17 protein-coding genes, 1 pseudogene and 1 riboswitch are annotated in these 24,196 nt (G+C 47.3%); of the genes and pseudogenes, 9 read left to right on the top strand and 9 right to left on the bottom strand.

Annotated features, from left to right (window positions below; genetic code table 11):
- Positions 1-10: 10 nt before the first annotated feature.
- Genes hypF through HMPREF1250_RS07375 form a run of 5 tightly spaced genes read right to left on the bottom strand, consistent with a single transcriptional unit; the run spans position 11 to position 5,676 of the window.
- Positions 11-2,314, bottom strand: a complete 2,304-nt coding sequence (gene hypF / locus HMPREF1250_RS07395; RefSeq protein WP_023054037.1) for a carbamoyltransferase HypF — start codon at positions 2,312-2,314, stop codon at positions 11-13.
- Positions 2,307-3,344 carry a nitrogenase component 1 gene (locus tag HMPREF1250_RS07390; protein ID WP_023054013.1) on the bottom strand — a complete coding sequence of 346 codons (1,038 nt, stop codon included), beginning with the start codon at positions 3,342-3,344 and terminating at the stop codon, positions 2,307-2,309. Before HMPREF1250_RS07390 ends, hypF begins: the two co-directional genes overlap by 8 nt.
- 2 nt (positions 3,345-3,346) lie before the next feature.
- Positions 3,347-4,645: a nitrogenase component 1 gene (locus HMPREF1250_RS07385; RefSeq protein WP_023053959.1), complete on the bottom strand. Its 1,299-nt coding sequence runs from the start codon at positions 4,643-4,645 to the stop codon at positions 3,347-3,349.
- The gene (locus HMPREF1250_RS07380; RefSeq protein ID WP_023054018.1) at positions 4,635-5,405 is read right to left on the bottom strand and encodes an AAA family ATPase; all 771 of its coding nucleotides are present in this window, start codon (positions 5,403-5,405) and stop codon (positions 4,635-4,637) included. The genes HMPREF1250_RS07385 and HMPREF1250_RS07380 overlap by 11 nt, the downstream gene beginning before the upstream one ends.
- A gap of 16 nt (positions 5,406-5,421) precedes the next feature.
- On the bottom strand, positions 5,422-5,676 hold the full coding sequence (locus HMPREF1250_RS07375; protein WP_023053960.1) for a TM1266 family iron-only hydrogenase system putative regulator: 255 nt from the start codon (positions 5,674-5,676) through the stop codon (positions 5,422-5,424).
- A gap of 277 nt (positions 5,677-5,953) precedes the next feature.
- Between HMPREF1250_RS07375 and HMPREF1250_RS07370 the strand changes: the two genes are divergently transcribed.
- Positions 5,954-6,154, top strand: coding sequence for a zinc-ribbon domain-containing protein (locus tag HMPREF1250_RS07370; RefSeq protein WP_023053915.1), 201 nt, complete (start codon positions 5,954-5,956; stop codon positions 6,152-6,154).
- A gap of 1,050 nt (positions 6,155-7,204) precedes the next feature.
- Here HMPREF1250_RS07370 and HMPREF1250_RS07365 read toward each other — a convergent pair.
- The 3 genes from HMPREF1250_RS07365 to HMPREF1250_RS07355 all read right to left on the bottom strand — a co-directional run bounded on the left by HMPREF1250_RS07365 (position 7,205) and on the right by HMPREF1250_RS07355 (position 10,652).
- A complete protein-coding gene (locus HMPREF1250_RS07365) occupies positions 7,205-8,122 on the bottom strand; it encodes an FAD-dependent oxidoreductase (protein ID WP_023054012.1) in 918 nt (305 codons plus the stop codon).
- 174 nt (positions 8,123-8,296) lie between these two features.
- Complete coding sequence (locus HMPREF1250_RS07360; RefSeq protein ID WP_023054055.1) at positions 8,297-9,256, bottom strand: 3-hydroxyacyl-CoA dehydrogenase family protein; 960 nt, start codon at positions 9,254-9,256, stop codon at positions 8,297-8,299.
- A 25-nt stretch (positions 9,257-9,281) separates the two neighbouring features.
- Complete coding sequence (locus tag HMPREF1250_RS07355) at positions 9,282-10,652, bottom strand: short-chain fatty acid transporter (RefSeq protein WP_231391300.1); 1,371 nt, start codon at positions 10,650-10,652, stop codon at positions 9,282-9,284.
- A gap of 2,284 nt (positions 10,653-12,936) precedes the next feature.
- Between HMPREF1250_RS07355 and HMPREF1250_RS07350 the strand changes: the two genes are divergently transcribed.
- The 7 genes and pseudogenes from HMPREF1250_RS07350 to HMPREF1250_RS07325 all read left to right on the top strand — a co-directional run bounded on the left by HMPREF1250_RS07350 (position 12,937) and on the right by HMPREF1250_RS07325 (position 21,086).
- Positions 12,937-14,298 (top strand): amidohydrolase family protein, encoded by a 1,362-nt coding sequence (locus HMPREF1250_RS07350; RefSeq protein WP_023053923.1) that lies wholly within the window; start codon positions 12,937-12,939, stop codon positions 14,296-14,298.
- Between the two features lie 9 nt (positions 14,299-14,307).
- A complete protein-coding gene (locus HMPREF1250_RS07345) occupies positions 14,308-15,669 on the top strand; it encodes a solute carrier family 23 protein (protein WP_023054042.1) in 1,362 nt (453 codons plus the stop codon).
- Positions 15,670-15,839: 170 nt separating this feature from the next.
- Positions 15,840-16,751 carry an EamA family transporter RarD gene (rarD, locus tag HMPREF1250_RS07340; RefSeq protein WP_036242942.1) on the top strand — a complete coding sequence of 304 codons (912 nt, stop codon included), beginning with the start codon at positions 15,840-15,842 and terminating at the stop codon, positions 16,749-16,751.
- A gap of 742 nt (positions 16,752-17,493) precedes the next feature.
- A complete protein-coding gene (locus tag HMPREF1250_RS07335) occupies positions 17,494-17,907 on the top strand; it encodes an RrF2 family transcriptional regulator (protein WP_023053998.1) in 414 nt (137 codons plus the stop codon).
- Between the two features lie 30 nt (positions 17,908-17,937).
- Positions 17,938-19,068: pseudogene (locus tag HMPREF1250_RS12310) on the top strand (acyl-CoA dehydrogenase); the annotation flags it as partial.
- Positions 19,069-19,182: 114 nt separating this feature from the next.
- Entirely contained in the window at positions 19,183-19,848 is a 666-nt protein-coding gene (locus HMPREF1250_RS12305) for an FAD-binding protein (protein ID WP_268802363.1), read from the top strand.
- A gap of 14 nt (positions 19,849-19,862) precedes the next feature.
- Positions 19,863-21,086: an FprA family A-type flavoprotein gene (locus HMPREF1250_RS07325; RefSeq protein WP_023054007.1), complete on the top strand. Its 1,224-nt coding sequence runs from the start codon at positions 19,863-19,865 to the stop codon at positions 21,084-21,086.
- A gap of 428 nt (positions 21,087-21,514) precedes the next feature.
- Here HMPREF1250_RS07325 and HMPREF1250_RS07320 read toward each other — a convergent pair whose 3' ends face one another.
- Entirely contained in the window at positions 21,515-22,789 is a 1,275-nt protein-coding gene (locus HMPREF1250_RS07320) for an OFA family MFS transporter (RefSeq protein WP_036242940.1), read from the bottom strand.
- A gap of 78 nt (positions 22,790-22,867) precedes the next feature.
- Positions 22,868-22,952: riboswitch (ZMP/ZTP riboswitch) on the bottom strand.
- A gap of 97 nt (positions 22,953-23,049) precedes the next feature.
- On the opposite strand from HMPREF1250_RS07320, the gene HMPREF1250_RS07315 reads away from it, so the two are divergent.
- The gene (locus HMPREF1250_RS07315; protein WP_023053947.1) at positions 23,050-24,126 is read left to right on the top strand and encodes an FAD-dependent oxidoreductase; all 1,077 of its coding nucleotides are present in this window, start codon (positions 23,050-23,052) and stop codon (positions 24,124-24,126) included.
- The last annotated feature ends 70 nt before the right edge of the window (positions 24,127-24,196 follow it).

Below are 24,196 nucleotides of genomic sequence, written 5' to 3'. Positions count from 1 at the left end.
TCGTCTCCTTTTATCGTTGTTGTATGGAATACATCGCCGCCACAGCCTGTCCCAAGGCGATACCGCCGTCATTGGCAGGCACGAGACTGTGCGTATATACGTGAAAGCCCGCCGCCGCCAAGTTCTCTTCACAAAGCCGGAGAAGCAAGGTGTTTTGAAATACGCCGCCGCTCAACGCTACGGCGCCGAGACCGGCAGTGCGGCGAAGCTGCACGCAGACAGCCGTCGTCATTAACGCCAGCGATGCATGAAAGCGATACGCCAGCAATCCTGCCGCGGCGCCGGCCAGAAAATCGGCTGTCAGCCGTTGAAAAAGTCGGTCCGTCGGTAATAGCAGCCGGCCGTCGTCCGCTTCCGGCGCCAAATCGGTATACGCTGCCGCCGGACCGTGATTTTTTTCCCATTCCTCAGCGGCAAACTGCAGCGCCATCGCCGCTTCACCTTCAAACGTCGAAATGCGGCACAACCCCAAAACGGCACTGACCGCATCAAAAAGTCTGCCGGCGCTCGTCGAAACGACGCTGTTCAATCCTTCATCGGCCAAAAAGAACTGCGCCGCCGTCTCCGCTTCCGTCGCCAGAGCCAGCCGTTTTACCAACGCCTGCGTCGCCGCCTTGTCACCGTTACCGTCATAGATCAGGGAAACGGCAATGCGCCAGCCTTCCCTGGCGCCGCTGTCCCCGCCGGGTTGTCGGAAGGGCCTGATCGACGCGACGCGGCGGAAGCCGCTGTACGAAACCTGCAAAATCTCCCCTCCCCAGATTGTGCCGTCCGTACCGTACCCGGTACCGTCAAAGGCAATGCCGAGGACCTCACGGTCGACGCCGTTTTCGGCCAAACAGGAAAGGATATGCGCATAGTGGTGCTGTATCCTGATCAACGGCAAGCCCTGCTCGGCCGCGATCTGCGCCGAATGGTACAAAGGGTGCAGGTCACAAGCGACGACTGTCGGCCGCACTTCAAGAAGCTCTTCCAGGCGCGCGACGGATTCGCGCAAAGCCGCCATGGTCCGCACGTCACCCAGATCGCCGACATAGGGAGAAAGGTAGAAAAGCGCATCCTTCGCAAGACAGAAGGTGTTTTTCAATTCTCCGCCAATGGCCAGGACTGCGCCTTTGAAGAATTCCGGCCCCATGACCGGCAAGGGTGCGTAACCGCGGGAGCGGCGAATCATATACGGCCGGTTGCGGTAAAAACGCATGACCGAATCATCGGCGCGAAGGCGAATCGTCCGATTGTGAGACAAGATCATATCACATAGACCGGTCAGCTCCCTCGCCGCATCTTCGTCAGTACGGCAAATCGGCGCTCCCGACGCATTGGCGCTGGTCATGACCAGAACATCGGGCATATCGACGCCGTCAGGATACGTAAAAAGAAGGAGCTGTAACGGCGCATAAGGCAGCATAACGCCGACGGCAGGATTATGCGGCGCCACCGACGGCGCCGCCAGCCCGCCGGCTTTCTTTGCCAACAAGATGATCGGTTTGGCGTGACCGTCAAGGATCGGTTCCGCCGTCGCCGGCAGGACGCACTCGCGCCGTACTGCCGCCAAATCCCGGAGCATCAGAGCAAAGGGCTTGACAGGCCGCCGTTTCAAGCGGCGCAAGCGCTTGACGGCAGCTTCGTTCGTACCGTCGCAGCAGAGGTGAAACCCGCCGATGCCCTTGACGGCGACAATACCGCCGCCGGCAATGCTGCGGCGCGCCGCCGTGATCGCCGCAGCGCCCTGCTCCGTACCGCCGTAAACGTAAACGACGGGGCCGCACTCGTTACAACACACAGGCTGCGCATCGTAACGCCGGCTTGCGCTGTCGTAATATTCGTCGCGGCAGGCGCGGCACATGGGAAAATCGCCCATACTCGTCCGTTCCCGGTCGTAGGGCATGGAATCGAGAATCGTCAGCCGCGGCCCGCAAGCCGTACAGTTGATAAAAGGATGAAGATAGCGGCGGTCGTGTCGATCAAAAAGCTCCTTCTTGCACGTTTCACAAACGGCAATATCGGGAGAGACAAAAACGGCGCCGGCTTCCCGGGTGCTCTCAACAATGGTAAAATCGGCAAACGCCGGACTTTTTGCCGCCTCTTCGCAATCGATCTTTAAAATCGCCGACCGCGGCGGCGCCTGCTGCGCCAAGGCCGATTGAAAGGAAGCCAGCGCCGCCGTTTCCCCTTGAGCGATAATTTCCACATACGATCCTTTATTGCAGACAGTACCGCAAATCCCTGCTGCAATCGCAATGCGGCTGACAAACGGCCGGAAGCCGACGCCCTGAACGATACCGAACACGCAGATGCGCACTGTATCAGTCATCGGTTGCCGTCCTTCCCGAAATGGCAACGTGCGGCACGTCGACAAAGGTTCCGTGAAAATGTTTGAGCCCTCGTTTGAAGAAGCTGTCGCCGACGATCACGTCGAATCTATCGCAGTCGGCCAGGGCAATAAAATCGTCTTCCTCGCGAAGGGCCACATCACCGGCAGCCGCCAACTGCGGCGCCAACGTAAACCATGTCGCCACCGTGACGGCAGCCGCTCCTCTGTCCAACAACTGCTGTCGCAAAGCGTTGGCCGCCACCTGCTGGTGCACGACGAGAATCGTCCTGCCCTTTACGGCGCAATCAAGGTGCGGCAAAACGGGATACGCCGCTTCATAAGGAGTATTACAGTACCGCTCCAGATACGCGGCGCTCTTCAGTCCGGCTGGCGAAAGAACGATATTCTTCTCTGCCGTCGCCGCCTCTTCGATCACGTCCAAGCTGCCGCGCCCGTAGATGAGGACATCTTGCCAGCCCGCCTTCTTAAGAGCCGCCGTGATCGCCGTCACATCATCTGCCCGCAGCAGGTCGAGCGGCGAAGCGCCGATGACCCCGACGGTACGACGCCGGCGCGGCCTGTCGGTTACCGTAAACGTCCGAAAAAGTTCTGCATAAGCCTTTTCTATGCCCGTATCGTAAAAATCCATGCCAGAAGAATCAATGGCCATAACCGGCAGGTGAAGCCGTTTCTCCGCCAGCCGTTTCAACGCTCTGTAATCGGTACCGATGACAGCCGGTACGGGCGTGCCGATAATCGCGGCAAAGGAGGCGTCAATCGTCTTCGCCGCTTCGCAAAGTTTATCGACAAGACGGTCGTCACGTCCCAAGACGGCGTCCATATCTCGCAGGCCGGCACTGAAAACGGCGCTGCGCCTGCCGAACCAGCGCGGTTCGTCAAAACCGCAGATATTCCCGGCGCAACCGCCGGCATCGCAGATGACGACGATCCCTCCCAACTCGTAGAGAACAGACGAAACCCCCGCTTGGTCGGGCGCAAAGGGAGAAATATATTTCCACAATCCTTTCATATTTATTCTCCTTTTCCTTTCTCCATCACCTTCTGCAGTGAACGAAACAGTTTCGTCACGCCGGCATAACCAAAAGGCTGCCGTTCTTCCGTCCACAGAACCCGGGCGGCGTCAGGATGATAATACGCCGCGTCCTTGCCGATCGTCGCCGTAACGGCGGCGTCAGGCTCATAGTACAGCATGGACGGAGATAAATTGGACATGATCTTCGTCTCCGGACTGAGCCGGGCCAGTTGGCGGATATAAACGAACCGTTCCGGCGTCACCGTGCCGTAAATCTCGGCCACGCGCAAACCGTAACGACAGAGCGCGACAGAGAGCTCGAACGGGTCGGCATTGGCCATTTCGCCGACGGCGAAAACGGTATCGCCGTGCATTGCCGTAAACAGACCGACAGCTTCCTTCGCTTCCTCAAAATAGGCCCCGTCATCAAAAGTCATCCCCAAGGCGTTGGCAAAAATCGCATATTGACGCCGGATCTTTTCGATGTCGTACAACCTCGTCAATTCGACGCCCGGCATATGCAGCCGCTCCTGCAAATCCCGGGCGGCCAATCTTGACTCTTCGTGCAAAACGAGGTTGAAGTTGGCAGCTCCCATCTCCTGATATTCTTCAAATGTCTTACAACGGGAGATTTCCTGAATTTTTTTTACGCCTGCCCGGCGAAGTAAGGGATAAATTTCACAAGAATCGATGAGGGGAGAAAAGTATCCGAGAATATTGACATGATCCGCCTCTTTCGGCCGCTCCTCCAACAGGGAGTATACGGCCTGGCGCACGGCAACCATCGGCGGCTTCCGCCCCTCCCGCGTCAGGGCGTACATATAACACGGCACGACAGGCAGCCCCACAGCCGCCGCTGCTTTACGGCAAACCCGTTCCATATCGGTTCCCAACAGCGCATCGACACAGGTCAGACAGATCATGACAACGGAAGGGCGCGCTTCAAGACTGGCGCAGATTTCGCCGACGGCTTGCGGAAGTTTTGTCAAATGCCGTCCGGTAACGATATCGGTTTCATCCATAATATAAAAGAAAAAGCGCTCGCTGTAACCGCTCATTTCGCTGAGAATCGTCGTATTCCTGCCGCAGCAGCCGGGGCCGACGAGGAGCATGACCGAGCCGGGAATGGCAAGTCCGGCCCGTTTAACGCCGAACCCTTCGGCGCCGGGCGAATTAAAGGCCAATGCGGCCGGCGAATTATAAATCAGATGTTCCGCCGTAATAAACGCGGCGGGAATTTGTTCGACGCCTGCAGCCGCAAGATCGGCCGCTATACAAACATAAGCTTTAGGTGTCATGATCGGCTCCCTTATCTGCCAACAGCGTCTTGGCAATGGTTAGGAAATTTCGGCTGATCGGCAATGACGGATCGCCTTCAATGACCGTCTTGCCGCTCTCTTCAAAGCGGATAATATCATCGCTGCGGGGAATATCGCCGATAATTTCCAGCCCTCGTTCAGCGGCAAAAGTCCGTACCTTTCGTTCTTCGTCGGGAATATTTCGGCGATTCAAAATGATGCCGCCCATTTTGGCGTAGCTTCTGTCGGCAAAATTGCAGACAGCGGTATAAATGTTATTAGCCGCATAAAGCGACATCTTTTCACCGGACGTAACAATAATGACGATCTCAGCGTAGCCTTCCCGGATTGGCGCGGCAAAGCCGCCGCAGACGACATCACCGAGAACGTCGTACAACACAACATCCGGCCCGTACTGCGCAAAAAGCCCCAGATCCTCCAGGAGACTGAACGTCGCCACAATACCGCGGCCGGCACATCCCAAGCCCGGCGTCGGTCCGCCCGTTTCAAGGCAGAGAACGCCGCCGAAGCCAATTTTCGACACCGCTTCGATAGACTCCGGTTCCATATCGAAATCGCGCATATAATTCATAATCGGCTGTACGGGCTGACCGCCTAAAAGGTTGAATGTCGAATCGGCTTTGGGATCGCAACCGATCTGAATAACCCGTTTCCCCAGAACGGCAAATGCCGCGGCAAGATTGCTCGTGATCGTCGATTTGCCGATGCCGCCTTTACCGTAAATGGCAATTTTTAGCATGAAAACTCCTTTGTGCCTAATCAGGCAAATTGGCATAAATCGTCTTCGCCGTAACGTGCGGCACCATGCCGAGCTTGCCGGCGACGGCGCTGATGACGGGCTGCGGCGCGTCGAGAACGATGCTGATGACGGAAATGTTCCGCTGCTGATATGGCAGCCCCATGCGTCCGATAATATACGAATTATAGGTATGCAGAATCCCATTCAGCGCTTCCGCAGCAGCGGGATCGCTGACGATGATACCGATCAGGGCAACACGCGTTTCTTCCATCTTATCCTCCTCGTCGCTTACAGAAAACACACAGAAAAACCCCTATGCGAAGGCATAGGGGTAGTGCGCGCATATAATCCCGCCTTCTCGCGGAGGACGAGCCTCCGTAGATCAGTACGATAAACAGAAAATCCGGTTTGCCGTCAGTCTCCGCTTTCGGCGTACCGCTTTCGTCAAGTATATCATGTCCCGGCGGTAGCGGCAACCGTTCCGCGCTTTCCATCCCGCGTAAATCATGGTATTATGAAAGAGACCTGTCGGCATTGGAGGTGATACGATGATTTGCAAAACCTGCGGTACCGAATTGCGGGACGGCGTACGCATGTGTCCTATTTGCGGCACCCAACAGATCACGCCGCCGCAGCCGCCGAAAAATATACGAAACAATCCCAAAATATTCACGAAAACAAGAATCGTCAGTTTTCTCCTGATCCTCTTCTTCATCGGTGTCGGCCTCTGGCGTATGCTGACACAATAAAAAGCAAAATGTAATCATAAATGCTTTCCTACATTTTTGTAGGATTACAATACATATGTTATACCAATGATAAAAAAGAGACTTCTTTGTGTTATGATTTAAGTGTTCCCCCAAACCATCGCAAAGAGGTCTCTCTTATGAAAGGATTAACTCAGGACATCCATTTTTCGTCTATCCCTTCTCGCCTATACTGACACCCACGGTATGACCCGAGCTACCCGTAAGTATCATACTAATCGCACATCTATCGCGACGATGGCGCTGATTTCCTTAACGCCCCGTTCGCGCTGTCCTCATGTCCCATCTGAATCAACAACAAGCCATCCGAGATAGACTTGATCCGCTATTATTCGCCGTTTCCATCCTCATAATAGCTTTTGTCGTCATTTGGATTCGCTGCGCCGCCGTAGGGCTATCGTCGCTCTCTTCCCAAGCGCTTTCAATTTCCGAGACACCTCTACCTCACCAAGGTTAAGTCACCTAATCCTAACCATCATCTCAAACTCTATCATACGCCCTCCGTTCCATAGGCCAACACACAGGTTGATGGCAAAGTCGTTTCAAATCTAATATTTCCCAGCAAGCGTGGCAGCAAAGGCTGCGTTTTTTCCAACGTATTTAAGGCTATTATAATAAGACGTGCAATAATACATCTCTTGAATACTAAAGTCTAATTTCTTTATTAGCTCTTCATAATTCTTTTGAACTATTTTACTCATATTAAACTTTGAAGAGGATATCCTAACTGTTGTTTTTAAGAAATCTAAATAAAAACGTTGTTTAATAATTTTTCGCAAGAGTTATCATTAAAGAAAATATTTTCTACATATAGGTGTATCACGAATAGTACCAATCCTTTACGTTTCCCCTCTTACCGAACAACATACGTATACTTTCTGTTCCTCTATCAACCTAGGAAAAGGTTTTTCTATCCGTACTATCCAGCAAGATAATATCTCTAACGATTTCCCAATGATTCACGAAGAACTTGAAATTCCAACTCTTTAATAAGGGGCCCTTTGTCGGATTTTATTAAAATCGAGATTTTGTTCATAACTGAAAGGATTGATCAATGACTTTAGCAACTCCACGCCCTTCCTTAACAGCGACAGCAATTGTCTTTGGTCCTACATTAGCATCACCAGCAATAAATACGTTTTCAAAATTAGTAAAATAGTCATTATCATTTTCACTCTTTAATTTATCATCCAATGCAGATAAATCTACCCACTGCCCAATAGCCATAATAACTAAATCAGCCTCCATAGTAAATTCAGAATGAGGAATTTCATGCGGGGCCCGACGGCCAGATTCGTCTGGGTTACCTAATTCCATTTTGACAATATTGACTCCGATTACATTACCAGATTTATCGCGGTAAATATCTTTGATATTATTTAAAAAATGTAATCCCACATTCTCTTTTTTTGCCGCGGCCACTTCACTTTTTGCTGCTGTCATTTCTTCTTCAGAACGTCGGTAAACAATGCTTACTTCATTTATAATACGTACTAAGGAGCGAGCACAATCCATTGCAACATTTCCGCCGCCCCAAACGATGGCTTTTTTATAATATTTGTAGTTATTGTGAAGTTCTTTAATATTTAAATCATATAGAAGAGTAAGACCAGCAACGAGACCCCTACCTGTTGTGAATCCAAAAGTATTTTCAATAGGAGCTCCTGTTGCAACTAAAATCCTTTCGAATTTATTTCTCAATTCTTTAAACCCCTTTGTATCAATATATGTATTAAAGTGAAACTTAACGCCTGATGTTACTAATTGACTATAAATTTTATTAAGAAATATTTTTGACATTCGATATTCTGGAATTCCAGTGTATATGGCCCCACCAATTTTATTCTCTTTTTCGAAAATTTCTACAGAATACCCTTTTTTTATTAAGATATCTGCAGCCGTATATCCCGTAGGACCAGCGCCAATAATCGCAATGGATTTAATGCTCATTATTTTTCACTCCTTCATGATAACCTACAAGTAAAAAGAACAACCAGCCTTTTAATTATATTGAGAGGCTGGCTGTTCTCGGTCAATTCATGGATTAAAACTTTTGACCACTTTCATCCTTTTTCAGCCATTCGATCAAATTGAGAGGCTGGCTGTTCTCGGTCAATTCATGGATTAAAACTTTTGACCACTTTCATCCTTTTTCAGCCATTCGATCAAAATGTCTTCTCGAACACGTTTGATCTTAGCTAATTCATCAGGATTCCAATTATATAGTCCTGTACCTGTTTTAGCTCCTAACTTTCCTTGATCTACTAATTTCTTCATAACATCAGAGGCACCCTTATTGTCCGCAAGATCTGCATTTAGATATGAAGAAATATTGTAAAAAATGTCTAGCCCACCAAGATCCGCTGTTTCAATCGGACCCGTTACGCCTAGTCTACGTCCAATGCTATATTTAACAACTGTGTCCACTGCTTCTGGCGTTGCAATTCCTTCTTGCACACAATATAACGCTTCTCGTAAAAGAGCAAATTGCAAACGATTACCAATAAAGCCAGGGGCTTCCTTCAAAAGAGAAACTGGTTTTTTACCAATTTTTTCCATTAGTTTCCATGTAATATCAACCACTTCTGGAGAGGTTTTTGCCCCCGGAACAACTTCAACTAATGGAATTAAGTGTGGCGGATTCCAAAAATGTGCTACTACAAAACGTTCTGGATATTTAAATGTCGAAGCAACCTCTGTAGGACTCAGCCCTGATGAATCGGTAGCCAAAATTATATCTGAACCCAAATACTCTTCTATTTCTTTATAAACAGATTGTTTTATATCGACGGCTTCAGCTACAGATTCAATCACAAAATCTGCATTATTTGCAGCATCTTTCAAGGTTGTAACTCCGTGGATATGGCTTAAAAGCTCCTTAACTTGGTCTTCTGTAAGCATATCATTTTCAACATATGATTTTAAAGTCAGATTAATATTATTCATTGCCCGCTCAATACTAGCCGGTTTTCTACCAAACATATTTACATCATAACCACATTTTGCAAAAATAATTGCAGTTCCAAAGCCCATTGTTCCACACCCTAAATTACAAATCGTCTTAATTTCATTCAACTGTTTCATAAATAAACACTCCTTCTTTCTAGAATTATACTGAAAATGGAATAAATGTTAATCCCAACACCATAATAATACCCAAGATAATAAAGGCTACAAAACTATATCCAACAAAATCTTTAAACTCTAAACCACAAACAGCCATAAACGGAACTGCAAAAAAAGGCTGTATTAAGGCTACTAAATCGCCGCCAAACATATACGCAATTATAGTCTGCGGATTAGGAATACCTAACGCCTGACCAGCAGGTATTAAAAATGGAGCTTCAATAATCCATTTACTGCCACCGGACGGAATAAAGTAACTAATAAACCCTGTTAAAATAGCCGCAATAGCAGGGAATGTAGATGCATTACTTAACGTTATAACCCATGCAGCTATTGTATCTACCAGTCCAGTATATTTCATAATACCGAATATCCCCGCATAAAATGGAAACTGTAAGATAACACCCCATGCAGCAGGAGTAGACGCTTTTACTGCTTTCAATAATTCAGAAGCAGATCCATAAAGGAAAATAATTAAAGTTAAAAAAAGGAAATTTAAAACATTGATATCTAAAGATTTGCCGAGAACAAAGAAGTGATAGTATAGATAAACCAGAAACATAACACCAACGATATAAGAGCACCAAGGAGTTTGTGACACCCATTCGCTGGGAGTAATGACAGGCTTTTTTTCTACAGCAATGACATTTTCCTGTGCAAGCGCTGGATTAAATTGAGTAATAGATATTATTTTAGATTTATCTTTTGGCGGTAAAATAAAACCAAATAATATAATAATTGCTATAATTGATACTACTGTCAATATGAGATTATATGGATGGAAAATTGTTTGGGAAATTGGGATAACGCCAATATCCTTGACCATGAAGTGATCCGCAGTAGCAACTAATAGCGGTGCAGAACCCGATAACCCCATGTGCCAGATATAAAAAGGTGTCCATGCAGCTCCACAGAGATAACGATAATCAATGGCGATACATTTTTTTTCGGCTTGTACTGCCAAGTTTTTACAAATGAGTGCTGCAAAGATTAGACCGAATCCCCAATTTAAATAGAATCCGATAGAAGCCAAGATAACAGCATATACATATACACTAGTTTCTGAATTTGGTTTACTACAAATACTAGAAATTAATTTTTTACAAACAGGTGTCGTTGCTAATGCATAACCTGTAATAACAATTAAAGACATTTGCATGGAAAAAGCCAATAATGTCCAAAACCCTTTTCCCCAAGATACGACAATATCAAACGGACTAGAAGGGGTAAAAATTTCAGCTAGAATAAAAGCCACAATAGTTAACATAAGTGCAATAACATACGAGTCTGGAACCCACTTTTGAGCAAAATCTGTAAAATGATCCGTAAATTGCTTCTTACCTTCAGTTCTCACAGTAAACATCCCTTTCTTGATAAAAATCGTGAAATAAAGACAACTTGAATATAAAATTAAAAGGAAATCTCAATCCTTTTTTATGCAAAGAAGAATTAGCTACATTAATAGGCTATTTCGAAGAACATATAGTCTTAAGGAACGTTCAGCAATTTTTATGGGAGTGTAACCAAAAACGATATCGTTCAAAAAATCACTTATGCAAATAAAAATTATGTACATATATATATATATCATAACTTATTCTAAACGGCAAGTGTATTGCATTGAAAAATTCATGTAACATTGTAGTGTTACAATACACAGTTTACACCAATAGCAAAAAGGAGGAGATTCTCTTTATATTACGCTTTAGATATTGCCTTCAAACCACAACAAAGGAGATTTTTTATGAGTAGCTTAACACAGAACCTCTACTTTCGTTTATCTTTTTTCGATTTTATTAAGGTACGTGGCATTACTAAGGCTTCTTGTAAGTGACATACCAATCGTATGTTTATCTATTATTTCTGTCAGCGTCATAACAGAAAAAAATAAGTAGCGATATAAAAATTAATTTCTAAAAAATTAGAAAAACTCTAAAAAGACTGGTAATTTATAGAACCAAAAATTTGACGATTTACCAGGAAACAAAGATTTTACATGCTTTACATTCAGATGGTTTACCCCAACTCAATAAAATCCGTCGTGCCAGCTATTATAAACGGCTGATGAACCAGGTCTTAATCGCGAACTAAACGAAATACTGTCCAAACTCATTAAAAAAATTCACGATGACGATCTCAGCAAGGATATTTAGTAATCCGAAACACGCTGAAACATCACCATAACATTCATATAAATGATAAATGCCCCCTCAAGAGTCCGTAGTAAAGTACAGGTCGTTAGGTTACAGATATCACCGAATTCAAGTATTATGTCGATAATAGAAATGTCCTAAAATTATATCTCAGTGCTATTGGATAATTACCAGTCTCCTATGTTATTGGACACAGAAACGACAACAAACTCTCTTTTCATATTTTTAAGTAAGCCGTAGTTGAGCACCCAGATACACATCCTTTATCCCATTCAAACCAAAGATTTCCATATGCAAATAAAACTTTCTATTCGGGGTTCAAAGAAACACAAATATCACAAAATATATCTGTATTAATAATATATAGCTAACGATATAAATAAGGATTTTGGAAAAGCTTAAAACACAAACGGTACTATTGTCGCATATTTACGTCGCAAGAAGAACTGGCGCTATGATTATTATTATAGATTACTATGCAAACAACCCAAGTACCAAAGAAATGCTAGATACTAACATGGCGAATATGTGAGACGTTACTACGAAGCCGCATGAAGAGAAACCCACCAGCTAAATTGTTGATTCTTCTAAGACGACTGTAAACTCAGTCCACTTGCCACGCATAAAAGTATACTTATAGTCTGTCACTTACACTCAGTATGTTATAAATTAAATTGCTCGGATATTTTCTCTCCTTTCAGTTGATTATTCATATATTCTCCTATTTTCTTTTTCATTTTTACCTACTATATCTATATAATATCCACGACACCCAAATTGCCAATTTTTATATTTTTCCCCATCTTATGTATAAATTATTATAAAAATCTCTTGAATAGAAAAATGACCATTTAGTTGGACTCCATACTAACATATGTATATGATCCGAGCACGTCCCTACATTTAAAGATTATCCTCCATTCCATCGACATAATTCCTTTAATAATGGTATTTACAGTTACTAAATTTAGTATACGTTAAACTTTTATATCATTCATATGACAAAAGAAAGTCCTTTTTAAATCAATATACTTTGCAATCGACAGACTACGCGTTAGTTATATTGTATTACAAGAAGGATTTCTCTTTTATAACAAAAAACTCCCCTTTCAAGCATATCTGAACCCCCGGCCTAGCCAAAAGTTTACTATATACCAAAAGTCCAATCCGTAAGAAATCTATGAACTGCATAAAATATTTTATTATTTGATCAGCTACTTGACGGAAATATCATCACCACAATCCTATCATCTCAGGACAAAACTACAAGTCTATAGATAACGTTGTCCCTAAAGCTTGTATTTCACCGCATACGCAGCAGCAGATACCGCGTCTTTTTCAGTACATCGCCATTGATGAATGTCCCCTTATTTTTGCGTATTATAATCTCAACGGTTAACAAACGGACTCATCCGTCTTCCCCGAAAGCGATAAACGTGCTATATTATGTGTATTATTTTGTTTGACCCGAAGAAGGAGTCTATCATGTCATACCGCTTCGTCATCAAAGGAACCGCCTTTCACAGTCTGACGCCGGAAACCTTTGAAGTCCTCGAAAACCATCTCTTCTGCGTCGATCGAAATGGCACCTTGGCAGCAGTTCTTCATCCCGCAGATTCATCTTATGCCGTTGAATTGGCTGCAGCGAAGGCCGCCGGCATTCTGCGCTGCCTGAAAGAAGGCCAGTTTTTGCTGCCCGGCTTTATCGACACCCATCTGCACGCGCCGCAGTGGGCGCAAGTAGGCCAAGCGCTGGATGCCGATCTGCCGATCTGGCTCAACGACTATACGTTTCCTTTAGAGGCCGCCTATACGGATCTGGATTTCGCGGCAAAAATTTACGCCGACCTGGTAACGACACTCCTTGCCAACGGCACGACGACAGCGCAGTACTTCGGCTCCGTCGACAACGAGCCGAATAAGCTCTTGGCCGATCTCTGCGCCGCTAAAGGGCAACGGGCCTTCATCGGCAAGGTCGTCATGGATTTATCGACGCAATGTCCCGTTTATTACCGCGACGGTTCAGCCGACACCGCCCTGGCGGCAACGGAAGCGTTTCTTACCTACACGGCACGACTAAACCGCCGTACGCCGCAGGATATCGTCGGCGTCGTCACCCCCCGTTTCATCCCGACATGCAGTGATGACGCTCTTTACGGCCTCGGCCGGCTGGCAGCCGAATACGACGCACCTATCCAGTCACACTGTTCCGAAGGAGACTGGGAGCAACGCCACGTCAGCGAACGCGTCAGCATGAGTGACACAAGAGCCCACGAAAAATTCGGTCTGCTTACCGACAAAACGACGCTGGCTCACTCGGTCTACTTAAGCGACGAAGACGCCGCCTTGTATCGGGAAAAAGGAACCGCCATCGCCCACTGTCCCCTGTCCAATATCCTCTTCGCCAACGCCGTCTGCCCGGTAAAAAAGCGGCTGGATCAGGGACTGACCGTCTCTTTGGCGACGGATTTATCGGCAGGCTATACCCCGTCCATGTTCGACGCCATGCGTCAGGCAATCCTGTCTTCGCGAACCTTGCAATACGGCATCGATTACCGTCTCGCGCCGGAAAAAAGAGGCGTCGCCGACAGCGCCATCAATTTTCGTCACGCCTTTTACATGGCTACCGTCGGCGGCGCGAAAACGCTTCATATAAACTGCGGGCAATTCAAAAAAGGCTTTCATTTCGACGCCTTTATTTTTGACTGCCAGGCGCCGCTGAGCAACAGTCGCTATTACGAAAACGACAGTCTCACGGCCATGCTGCAAAAGATCATCTTCACAGGAAACCGCCAGAATATCGTCGCCCTCTGGGTACAAGGCCGGCAAATTATTCCATTCATTTAGGAGGAACACATGTCAACAGAAGAAACCACAACACCACATTATGAAGGTTCGCTACTGGTTCGTCCCAACGAACCGCTGCCGCCGCTTCAAGCGTTGCTTTTGGGATTGCAGCACCTCTTGGCTATGGATATTTACGTCGTCCCCTTCATCATTGCCGGTATGTTGTCCCTGCCCCTGGCGGATTCGGCCTTTCTGATCCAGGCCACTTTCATCACCAGCGGCCTGGGAACGCTGATTCAATCGCGCTACCTGATGAAGTTACCCGTCGCCCAAGGCCCCTCCTATGTCCCCATCGGCGCCATCGCCGGCATTGCCGCCGCTGCAGCGCCGGGACTGGACGGCCTCAGCGCCGTTTTCGGCGCCGTCCTCGTCGGCAGCCTCGTCGTTTGCCTTCTCGGCTTTACCGGCGTCGTTCGTAAGGGAATCAACTACTTCGTGCCGCCCCTTGTCGGCGGTACGATCATCTTCATCGTCGGCCTGTCACTGATTCCCATCGGCCTTAAAGATAACATCTTTACCGTCCACGGTGCCAGCACGATTACGGAAAATATCCTCCTCGCCCTCGTCTCCGGCGGTGTGCTGACGCTCTGCGTCATGCTCGGTCTCCACTTCGGCAAAAAAGGCAATTGGCTTCGCATCGGCTCCGTCATCATCGCCCTGGCCGCCGGTTGTATCGTTGCCGCCTCCATGGGCCGGTTTTCTCTGCATGCCGTCGCTGCCGCGCCGTGGTTCTCCGTCCCTCACGTCGCCTTTGTCAACGTTCCCGTTTCCTTTGATCTCCCGGCGATCATTACGATGATCCTCATCTACATCGTGCTCCTGGCCGAAACAACGGGAACCTGGTTTGCCGTCAGCTCCGTCATTGAAGAACCGCTGACGAACCGCCAGCTCGACAGCGGCATACTCGGTGAAGGCCTGAGCTGCTTTATCGGCGGACTCTTCGGCGGCACGCCGGCAACAGGCTACTCTACCAATGCCGGTCTGATTTCCATCACCGGCGTTGCCAGCCGCCACGCATTTTACGGCTGCGCCTTCTGGATGATTATCTTCGGACTCTCCAACAAACTGGCGACGTTTATCGCCTCCATCCCGACACCGGTTATCGGCGGCGTCTTCGTTATCGTCTCATCCATCATCGCCCTCAGCGGCTTCCGCGTCATCAGGCAACTGGAACTCAACGAACGGAACATGTTCGTCATCGGCCTGCCGGTCATTACCACAATGGCGCTCTATCTCCTGCCTCAAGATTACGTCGCTACCTTGCCGCAGCTCGTTCGTTACCTGCTGAGTTCCACCATCGCCACCGCCGCTATTGTCGCCATCATCCTAAACAAGCTCTTACCGAAAGAACTCAATCTGTACAAGAACTAGTTACGTGAATCACCTCGCAAAAAAATTGGTGTTAATCATTTATGTGCGTTTTTCCTTTTACTCAATCTCCTTCAAAAGGACCCGAATAAACGGTTTTACAAAGCGCCCTACATATCGCACTAATGATGGAGGTATCCTCCTTCCTGCTGCAAGGATGTGTTGATTTAATTATGAAACAAAATACTGCCAAAGTATATCGTATTGGCTTAATGATGAGTATCACCTGTTATCTGATCTGGGGGATCCTTCCTCTTTACTGGAATCTTCTTTATACCGTTTCAGCTCATGAAATATTGGCTCATCGTATTTCCTGGTCTTTTATTTTCGTCTTAAGCATTACACTTTGCAGTAACAAAAGCCAGTTTCTAGCGGATTGTCTTTTACTATATCATGATATCAAACGAGTATTACTTTTATGTTTAGCATCCATCTTAATTACTGCCAATTGGCTTACTTATATATGGGCAGTTATGCATAACCATATTATTGATACTAGTATCGGTTACTATTTAAATCCTTTGATGACAGTCTTTCTAGGCGTCTTATTTTTTTCAGAAAAACTTTCCATTCCCAAAAAGTTGTCTCTTTTTTTAGCAACAATTGGCGTCTTGATCATGGTTTTGCAAACTGGAAATATTCCTTGGATTGCTATTGTCTTGTCATTAACCTTTGCCTCTTATGGCGGTGTTAAAAAAAAATTACAACTGAACCCCTTCTCCAGCATTACATTGGAAACTTTATTTACCTTACCAGTTGCCACAGGATATCTATTCTATATCCAATCTATCGGTATTGGCAGTTTCGGTAACCTTACTGAACTTACCAGTCTTCTATTGGTAAGTTCAGGCATCGTAACAGCAGTACCGCTAATCCTTTTTTCTTACGGAGCTAATCTTCTGCCGCTCAATGTCTTGGGGTTCATTCAATATATCAGTCCAACGTTAGCTTTATTATTGGGACTCTTTTTCTTTAAAGAACCGCTGCCTTTGGAAACTTTATTTGCATTAATTTTCATTTGGGTTTCCATTATCATTTTTACTCTTGATGAATCCAAAATCTATCGATCAAAAAAAGTAACTTGAGCAATCTCTTTCTTTCATTGTACTTGCTATTCATAAAAGCGGCACTGCATATGCAGCGCCGCTTTTCCTATTTACAGTCGAGATCCCGTATACAATTAACGCCTCCCGGATGTAGGGTGTTATCATGTTCCGGAAAGCAGCTCCGCCGCTTGTATTTTACTGCCCCATCTTATTATCTTGCTGCTTGTGCAGCACCGTCCAGCACTTCATCGTCTGGCTGCCGCCGCCCTTTAACCAACAGGAGTCCGCTATACCGGCGCTTTTTCCATAACAGTTTATACTGTACGATCATTTTTTGCCTTCTCTCTTTGCCGATTTTTTATGATAGAATCGTTACCAACTGCTAATATTTTGCAATATATTGCTATTTCAAAAAATACTGAAGAAAAAAGGAGAAGAAAACTTTTCCAATCTGTCCTAAAAAATGATAAAATACGGGTAGGAATACTATACGATTTTTATCTGCTTATCTGCTTATATGAGGAATCGTTTCCCGTGTAAGGTAATACGGCTTGCGTTTATGCGGTATACCCTCTTTTATGCCAGATACAGATTGATTCGTATTTTAAGCTCCCTATTCACATTTATAACAATAAGAAGAAATCATTCCTTTTTAAGACATAATTTATGGTAATAGTTTGTTTTTTCTTATGTCATAATTGTATAGACATTATTCTTGATTAAAAATGTCCAGAATGTTATGATGTGTTCGGACAAATAAAAAAACAGGTGGATTGATACGATGTTCATGAACAAACAGACTGACTATGCTTTACGTGTTATCAGATCACTGCGAGACGGTAAGACACACAACGCGCTTACCATTGCCGAAGAGGGAAGAATCCCTCCGTCCTTTACGTACAAAATTGTGAAAAAACTTGCCAACGCGGGCTTTATCAAATTGGTACGCGGTCCAAAAGGCGGCTGCACGCTGACAGCAGATTTAGAGAAAGTCAGCCTCTATGACCTGATCCTGGTCATGGAAGGTGAAACGTGTCTGGCCGGCTGCATGCGTCCGGCTTCCGAATGTGAATGGAGAACGTCCAACGGCGGCTGTCAGGTTCATGTGAACCTGCGTGCTTTGCAAAAAGACTTCGATCAACAGTTGGCCGCTATCAGTCTCCGTTCCGTCCTTGATCCGCCTGCGGAAAAGTAAGTTCCGTATTCAAAAGGAGGCTTGTTTTCTATGCTGTTTATGACCACAGAAGCACATGAAGCGTTACGCAAAAAAATCCGCGCCTTTGCAGAAGAAAAGATTAAACCTATTGCCTTTCGTTTGGATCAAAACAATGAATTTCCTGACGAAATCGTCAAAGAAATCGGCGCAAACGGTTGGATGGGTCTGCCCTATCCGAAAGAATACGGCGGTGCCGGACTCGACGTCTTGAGCTATGCCATTGCCGTAGAGGAATTATCTCGTGTCGACGGCGGTGTCGGCGTTATCCTTTCGGCTCATGTTTCCCTCGGTTCGTATCCGATCGCCGCTTTCGGCAATGAAAAACAAAAAGAAAAATATCTGCGTCCCTTAGCATCGGGCAAGAAGATCGGCGCCTTCGGCCTGACGGAAGAAAATGCCGGTTCCGATGCCGGCGGCACGGAAACGACAGCAGTGGACAAGGGGGATCACTACCTCCTCAATGGCGGTAAAATTTTTATCACGAACGCACCGAAAGCTGACATTTATGTCGTCTTCGCCGTTACTACTCCCGATATCGGAACAAAAGGCATTTCGGCCTTCATCGTCGAAAAGGGCTGGAAGGGATTCGAATTCGGCGATCATTACGACAAACTCGGTATTCGTTCGTCGACAACGGCGGAATTGATCTTTAACAACGTCAAAGTGCCGAAGGAAAATCTCTTGGGTAAAGAAGGCCAAGGTTTCAAGATCGCCATGGCAACGTTGGACGGCGGCCGTATCGGGATCGCTTCGCAGGCTCTCGGCATCGCGCAGGGCGCTTACGAAAGCGCTTTGGATTATGCTAAAGAACGGCATCAGTTCGGCGATCCCATCGGTATCAACCAAGGTATCTCCTTCAAACTCGCCGATATGGCTACAAAGCTGCGGGCTTCCCGTTACCTCATTTATTCGGCTGCAGAATTGAAAGAACACCATGAAAGCTACAGCATGGAAGCCGCCATGGCCAAAATGTACGCTTCCGACGTCGCTATGGAAATCACGAATGATGCCTTGCAGATCTTCGGCGGTTCCGGCTTCTTAAAGGGCATGGACGTCGAACGGGCTTATCGTGACGCCAAGATTACGACGATTTATGAAGGAACAAATGAAATCCAGCGTGTCGTCATTGCCGCTCATCTTCTCGGCAAGCTTGGAAAAAGTCACAGCGAATCCCGTTCCGTTGCTAAAAAACCTGCGCCGATTACGGGCATACGCAAAACAAAAATTTTCAGTGACGGCAATGCTAAAGAACAAGTGGAAACACTGGTTGCAACGTTGAAGCAGGACGGTTATGATTTCTCCGTCGGCATTCCCGCCGATACGCCGATCGCGCTCGCTGAACGAGTAGTCTCCGCCGGCAAGGGCATCGGTGCCAAAGAAAACATGCGCCTCATTGAAGATCTGGCCGCCGCTGCAGGCGCCGCCGTCGGTTCTTCCCGCCCCGTCGCCGAAACCTTGCAATACGTACCGATCGAACGGTATGTGGGCATGTCCGGACAGAAGTTCACAGGCAATCTCTATATCGCCTGCGGCATTTCCGGCGCCAAACAGCATTTGAAAGGGATTAAAGACGCTTCGACGATCGTCGCCATCAACAAGAACGGCAACGCGCCGATCTTCAAGAACTGTGACTATGGCATTATCGGCGATGTCAACGAAATCCTGCCGCTTCTGGCCGATGCATTGGGCAGAGAAAAGAAAAAAGCGGCTCCGCCTATGGTCAAGATGAAAAGACCGCTGCCGCCGAAACCGGAACCGATCGGCCCCCGTTATGTCTGCAGCGGCTGCGGTTATGAATATGTTCCTGAACTCGGCGACGAAGATGCCGATATTGCACCGGGCACGTTATTCGATAAACTTCCGGAAGATTGGGTTTGCCCGGAATGTGCTGAAGGAAAAGATCATTTCATTAAAGAATAGAAAGGAGTCTGCTCATGTATTGCGTACGAAACATCACAGATGATTTATATTGGGTCGGCGCCAATGACCATCGCACCCATTTATTTGAAAATATCCATCCCATCCCCTTAGGTGTATCTTACAATGCCTATCTGCTGATAGATAAAAGCACCGTTCTCTTCGATACCGTCGACTGGTCCGTATGCCGGCAGTTGTTGGAAAATATCGAACATGTTCTGAACGGCCGCAATTTAGATTATTTAGTCATCAATCATATGGAACCGGATCACGGCGCCTCCATTGAAGAAATCATTTTGCGTTACCCGAAGGTAAAAATCATCAGCACGGAAAAATCCTTCATGATCATGCGTCAATTCGGTTTCTCCATTGATAATCAGGAGTTGATCCAAGTTAAAGAAGGCGACGTCCAATCGTTCGGCAAACACCAGGTAACGTTTGTAGAAGCCCCGATGGTACACTGGCCTGAAGCCATGATCACGCTTGATCTCACCAACGGCGCATTGTTCTCGGCTGATGCATTCGGCTCCTTTATCGCCTTGGACGGCAAACTCTTTGCCGACGAAGTCAATTTCGACCGCGACTGGATTGACGAAGCGCGCCGTTATTATACGAATATTGTCGGCAAATACGGCCCCCACGTCCAGCATCTCCTGGGCAAAGCCGCTACGGTCCTGGATAAGATAAAAGTTATCTGCCCGCTCCACGGTCCCGTTTGGCGTCAGGATTTCGGTTATCTCCTCGATAAATATACGCATTGGAGCACCTATGAACCGGAAGAAAAAGGCGTCATGATCGTTTATGCTTCCATGTACGGCAACACGGAAGCCGCGGCACAGGCTTTGGCCTCGGAATTGTGTCAAAAAGGGATGTCCAACGTTCACGTCTATGACGTTTCCACGACACACGTCTCCACGTTGATTTCCGAAACCTTCAAGTATTCCCACATCGTACTGGCCTCCGTCACTTACAATTTGGGCATCTATCCGGTCATGCTCGATTATCTGGAACACATGAAAGCCCTTAATTTGCAAAAACGGACTGTCGCCATCTTGGAAAACGGCTCTTGGGCCGTCAAATCCGGTGATTTGATGCAGCAATTCATTGACGACAATCTGAAAAACATGACCGTTCTCAACGAACGCATCTCCATGGCCTCGACGTTAAAGGCGGACAAGAAAATCGAAGTCGTTAACACGGCCCAGGCTATTATCGATTCCATGCAGGAAGCCGCACAATAAAGGTCGAGCAAGACCCATTCATCCCCTAACAACGTGCAATTCCGGCAAAACGTGATAGCCTCCAGGTTAAATAAAGAGAGTCCCTGCCAATCGGCAGGGGCTCTCTTTGCATGGACAATCAGTTCAACCTGCGGCGCCGTACAAAAAGGCCCGCGAAAAGACGCCCGCTTTTCCATCGTCTGCAACGATGACAGCAGAACGCCGTCTCTGTTTTTCCTACTCTCTGCGGCCTGTGGAAATGCGATTAACGGCCTCAAAAAATATTGACGCCGTCAATCGGCGAATCTTTTTGTCGAAAAGTTCAGCCTTCACGCATTCTTTTAAAGCCGCGCCACGACCGTATGTAAAGACAGGCTGCAGTCTTCAAAAAGAGGTACCGCAGACCGACGGTCCACGATACCTCAACAACGCGCCTATTCCGTTTTTATTCAGGCATGCTTTACTTCCTGTTCCGTCCATGCCGTTTCCGTACCGATGATGCCGTGACGTGTCTTGTATTTAAGATAAGCCATGACTAAAAAAACGACGACAAGGCAGCCGGAAAAGAACTGCAAGGTTACGGCGTAGCTGTTGGTCGTTTCTCTGATCCAGGAAAGAAGCAGGGGCCCGGCAACTCCGGCAGCGCCCCAAGCCGTCAGGACCCGGCCGTGAATAGCGCTCAGTTCCAAGGTGCCGAAGAGATCGCTGAGATAGGCCGGCATACAGGAAAAGCCGCCGCCATAACAGGTTATGATCAGGAGTACGAGGATCTGAAAACTGAAGGAATTAGTAACGGTTGAAAGCTTATAAAAGGCTGCCACTTCCAAGGCAAAGAACAACAGATACGTATTGGCTCGCCCGATATAGTCGGAAACCGTCGCCCACGCAATGCGGCCGGCGCCGTTCATGAAGCCGATGATCCCGACCATGGACGCTGCCGCCAGCGGTGTCATATGGACGACTTCCTGCGCCATTGGCGACGCAACGGCAAGCAGGGCAATACCACAGGTAATGTTGGTGAAGAAGAGGAACCAAATCGTGTAAAGCTGCCATGTTTTCATCGCTTTTTTGACGGTGAACTGCGGTAGTGCCGCCGCATAGACAGGCCGTTTCCTGCCGCTTTCTTCCAGCACTTTATCCCGAGGTACGATATCACCGGCTGCAGGCGGCGCCAGATAAAGGGACGATGCCGTCATGACGATAAAATAAACGCCGCCGAGAATAACGAAGTTCGTCACCAGCCCGAAAGATTCAACAAGAAGTTGCATCACCGGTCCGGCAATCATGCTGGCAAACCCGAATCCCATAATAACCAGACCCGTGGCAAAACCGCGATTATGCGGAAACCATTTGACCAACGTCGACACCGGCGTTATATACCCCGTACCGAGGCCGATACCGCCGATAACGCCATAGGCCAGGTAAAGCAGCGGCAGACTGTGCAAATGTAATGCCAACGCCGTGCCGAACATACCGCCGCAAAAAAAGAATGCCGCCAAAAGTCCTGATTTGCGGGGCCCGATCTTCTGAACGAAAGCGCCCAGACAGCCGGCTGAAAGGCCCAAGAACAAAATAGCCAGAGAAAATGTCCACGTCGTTTCTTTCAACGTAAATCCCATGCTCTGCATGATCGGTTTGGTCAGCACACTCCACGCATATACACTGCCGATACAAATGTGAAGTCCCATAGCGGATAAAGCGATAAGCCACCGATTTCTCTTCATACAATACCCCTCTCTCGTACGAAAACGTAAAAAGAGATATAAAAAATACCGACCCTTTCCGGCCAAAGTATACATTCATATCTCTGCCCAGACGGTCGGCTCATACTTTATGCGATACGGTTCATGTGGTTAATTCCACTATCCGTCAGTTCCATATCGGTTTTGTTGTTCTTTTATTATAGGCAGTGACATATACTTTGTCAACTCTTATGATAAGATATAATAAATAATAATTATTTATTGATAAAAAGGAGCGAATCATGATGTATAATACACTTATCATCGGCTTCGGTAAAGCCGGCAAAACATTGGCAGGAAAGTTGGCAGCTAAAGGAGAAAAGGTTGCCCTCATTGAAAAAAGCTCACATATGTACGGCGGTACCTGCATCAATACGGGCGCCGGCCCCTTTATTCCCCCGATCAAAGGCATAAAAGATAACGCCTTCGTCTATGTCAGTGAAACCATCATGGATCTTGACGTCTTGCCTGAAAAGCTGACGATCATCGGCGGCGGTTATATCGGTCTCGAATTTGCTTCCATGTTTGCCGAATACGGCAGTGAAGTGACTATTCTGCAAGACGCCGACGTATTTCTCGGTCGTGAAGACAGTGATATGGCGCAAGCCATTCTCGCAGTCCTGACCGGACAGGGAATCCGTGTCGAAACCGGCGTTAACGTGACGGAAATAAACGACGGCACGACCCTATATGAAAAGGGCGGACAGATGCATACGCTGGCGGGAGACGCCGTTCTCGTCGCTACCGGCCGCCGCGTCGATACGACGGAACTGCAGCTGTCCAAAGCCGGGATCCGCACCGACGACGGCGGAATGATCGTTGTCGACGATCATCTGCGCACAACAGCGCCATCAGTTTGGGCGGCAGGTGACGTCTGCAACAAATTGCAATTTACGTACATGTCACTTGATGACAGCCGCATTATTTGGGACGATATATACGGCCAAAAAGTCCGAACTGTCGACAATCGCGGCGCGTTCGCCTACTCCGTCTTCATTAACCCCACATTCTCCCGCGTCGGCCTGAGTGAAGCCGAAGCCAAGCGTCAAGGACTTGCCTATACCGTCGTTTCCATGCCTGCAGCGGCTATTCCCAAAGCAAAGGTTTTGAGACAGGCCGACGGCTTGCTGAAAGCCTTAGTGGATCCGGAAACGGATCTGATTCTCGGTGCGCAGCTCTTCTGTGCCGATTCACATGAATTGATCAACATCATCCGCTTAGCGATGACACAAAATATCAAGTATACGGTTATTCGTGACTTTATTTTTACTCATCCGACACTGGCTGAAGGATTGAACGATCTTTTCGCCCTCGTTTGATCGCACTTGTTTGACGACAAACAGCCGCCATTACCGATGTAAAATCGGTAATGGCGGCTGTTTTATAACA

Source organism: Megasphaera vaginalis (ex Srinivasan et al. 2021) (genome assembly GCF_000478965.1).
In the GTDB taxonomy this organism is placed as follows: domain Bacteria; phylum Bacillota; class Negativicutes; order Veillonellales; family Megasphaeraceae; genus Megasphaera; species Megasphaera vaginalis.
Note: the sequence above shows the minus strand (reverse complement) of the source record. Positions and strands in the feature narration are given on the sequence as shown.

Coding starts and splice junctions, on each gene's coding strand:
- hypF (WP_023054037.1), bottom strand. CDS start 2,314: ATGACTGATACAGTGCGCATCTGCGTGTTCGGTATCGTTCAGGGCGTC.
- HMPREF1250_RS07390 (WP_023054013.1), bottom strand. CDS start 3,344: ATGAAAGGATTGTGGAAATATATTTCTCCCTTTGCGCCCGACCAAGCG.
- HMPREF1250_RS07385 (WP_023053959.1), bottom strand. CDS start 4,645: ATGACACCTAAAGCTTATGTTTGTATAGCGGCCGATCTTGCGGCTGCA.
- HMPREF1250_RS07380 (WP_023054018.1), bottom strand. CDS start 5,405: ATGCTAAAAATTGCCATTTACGGTAAAGGCGGCATCGGCAAATCGACG.
- HMPREF1250_RS07375 (WP_023053960.1), bottom strand. CDS start 5,676: ATGGAAGAAACGCGTGTTGCCCTGATCGGTATCATCGTCAGCGATCCC.
- HMPREF1250_RS07370 (WP_023053915.1), top strand. CDS start 5,954: ATGATTTGCAAAACCTGCGGTACCGAATTGCGGGACGGCGTACGCATG.
- HMPREF1250_RS07365 (WP_023054012.1), bottom strand. CDS start 8,122: ATGAGCATTAAATCCATTGCGATTATTGGCGCTGGTCCTACGGGATAT.
- HMPREF1250_RS07360 (WP_023054055.1), bottom strand. CDS start 9,256: ATGAAACAGTTGAATGAAATTAAGACGATTTGTAATTTAGGGTGTGGA.
- HMPREF1250_RS07350 (WP_023053923.1), top strand. CDS start 12,937: ATGTCATACCGCTTCGTCATCAAAGGAACCGCCTTTCACAGTCTGACG.
- HMPREF1250_RS07345 (WP_023054042.1), top strand. CDS start 14,308: ATGTCAACAGAAGAAACCACAACACCACATTATGAAGGTTCGCTACTG.
- rarD (WP_036242942.1), top strand. CDS start 15,840: ATGAAACAAAATACTGCCAAAGTATATCGTATTGGCTTAATGATGAGT.
- HMPREF1250_RS07335 (WP_023053998.1), top strand. CDS start 17,494: ATGTTCATGAACAAACAGACTGACTATGCTTTACGTGTTATCAGATCA.
- HMPREF1250_RS07325 (WP_023054007.1), top strand. CDS start 19,863: ATGTATTGCGTACGAAACATCACAGATGATTTATATTGGGTCGGCGCC.
- HMPREF1250_RS07320 (WP_036242940.1), bottom strand. CDS start 22,789: ATGAAGAGAAATCGGTGGCTTATCGCTTTATCCGCTATGGGACTTCAC.
- HMPREF1250_RS07315 (WP_023053947.1), top strand. CDS start 23,050: ATGATGTATAATACACTTATCATCGGCTTCGGTAAAGCCGGCAAAACA.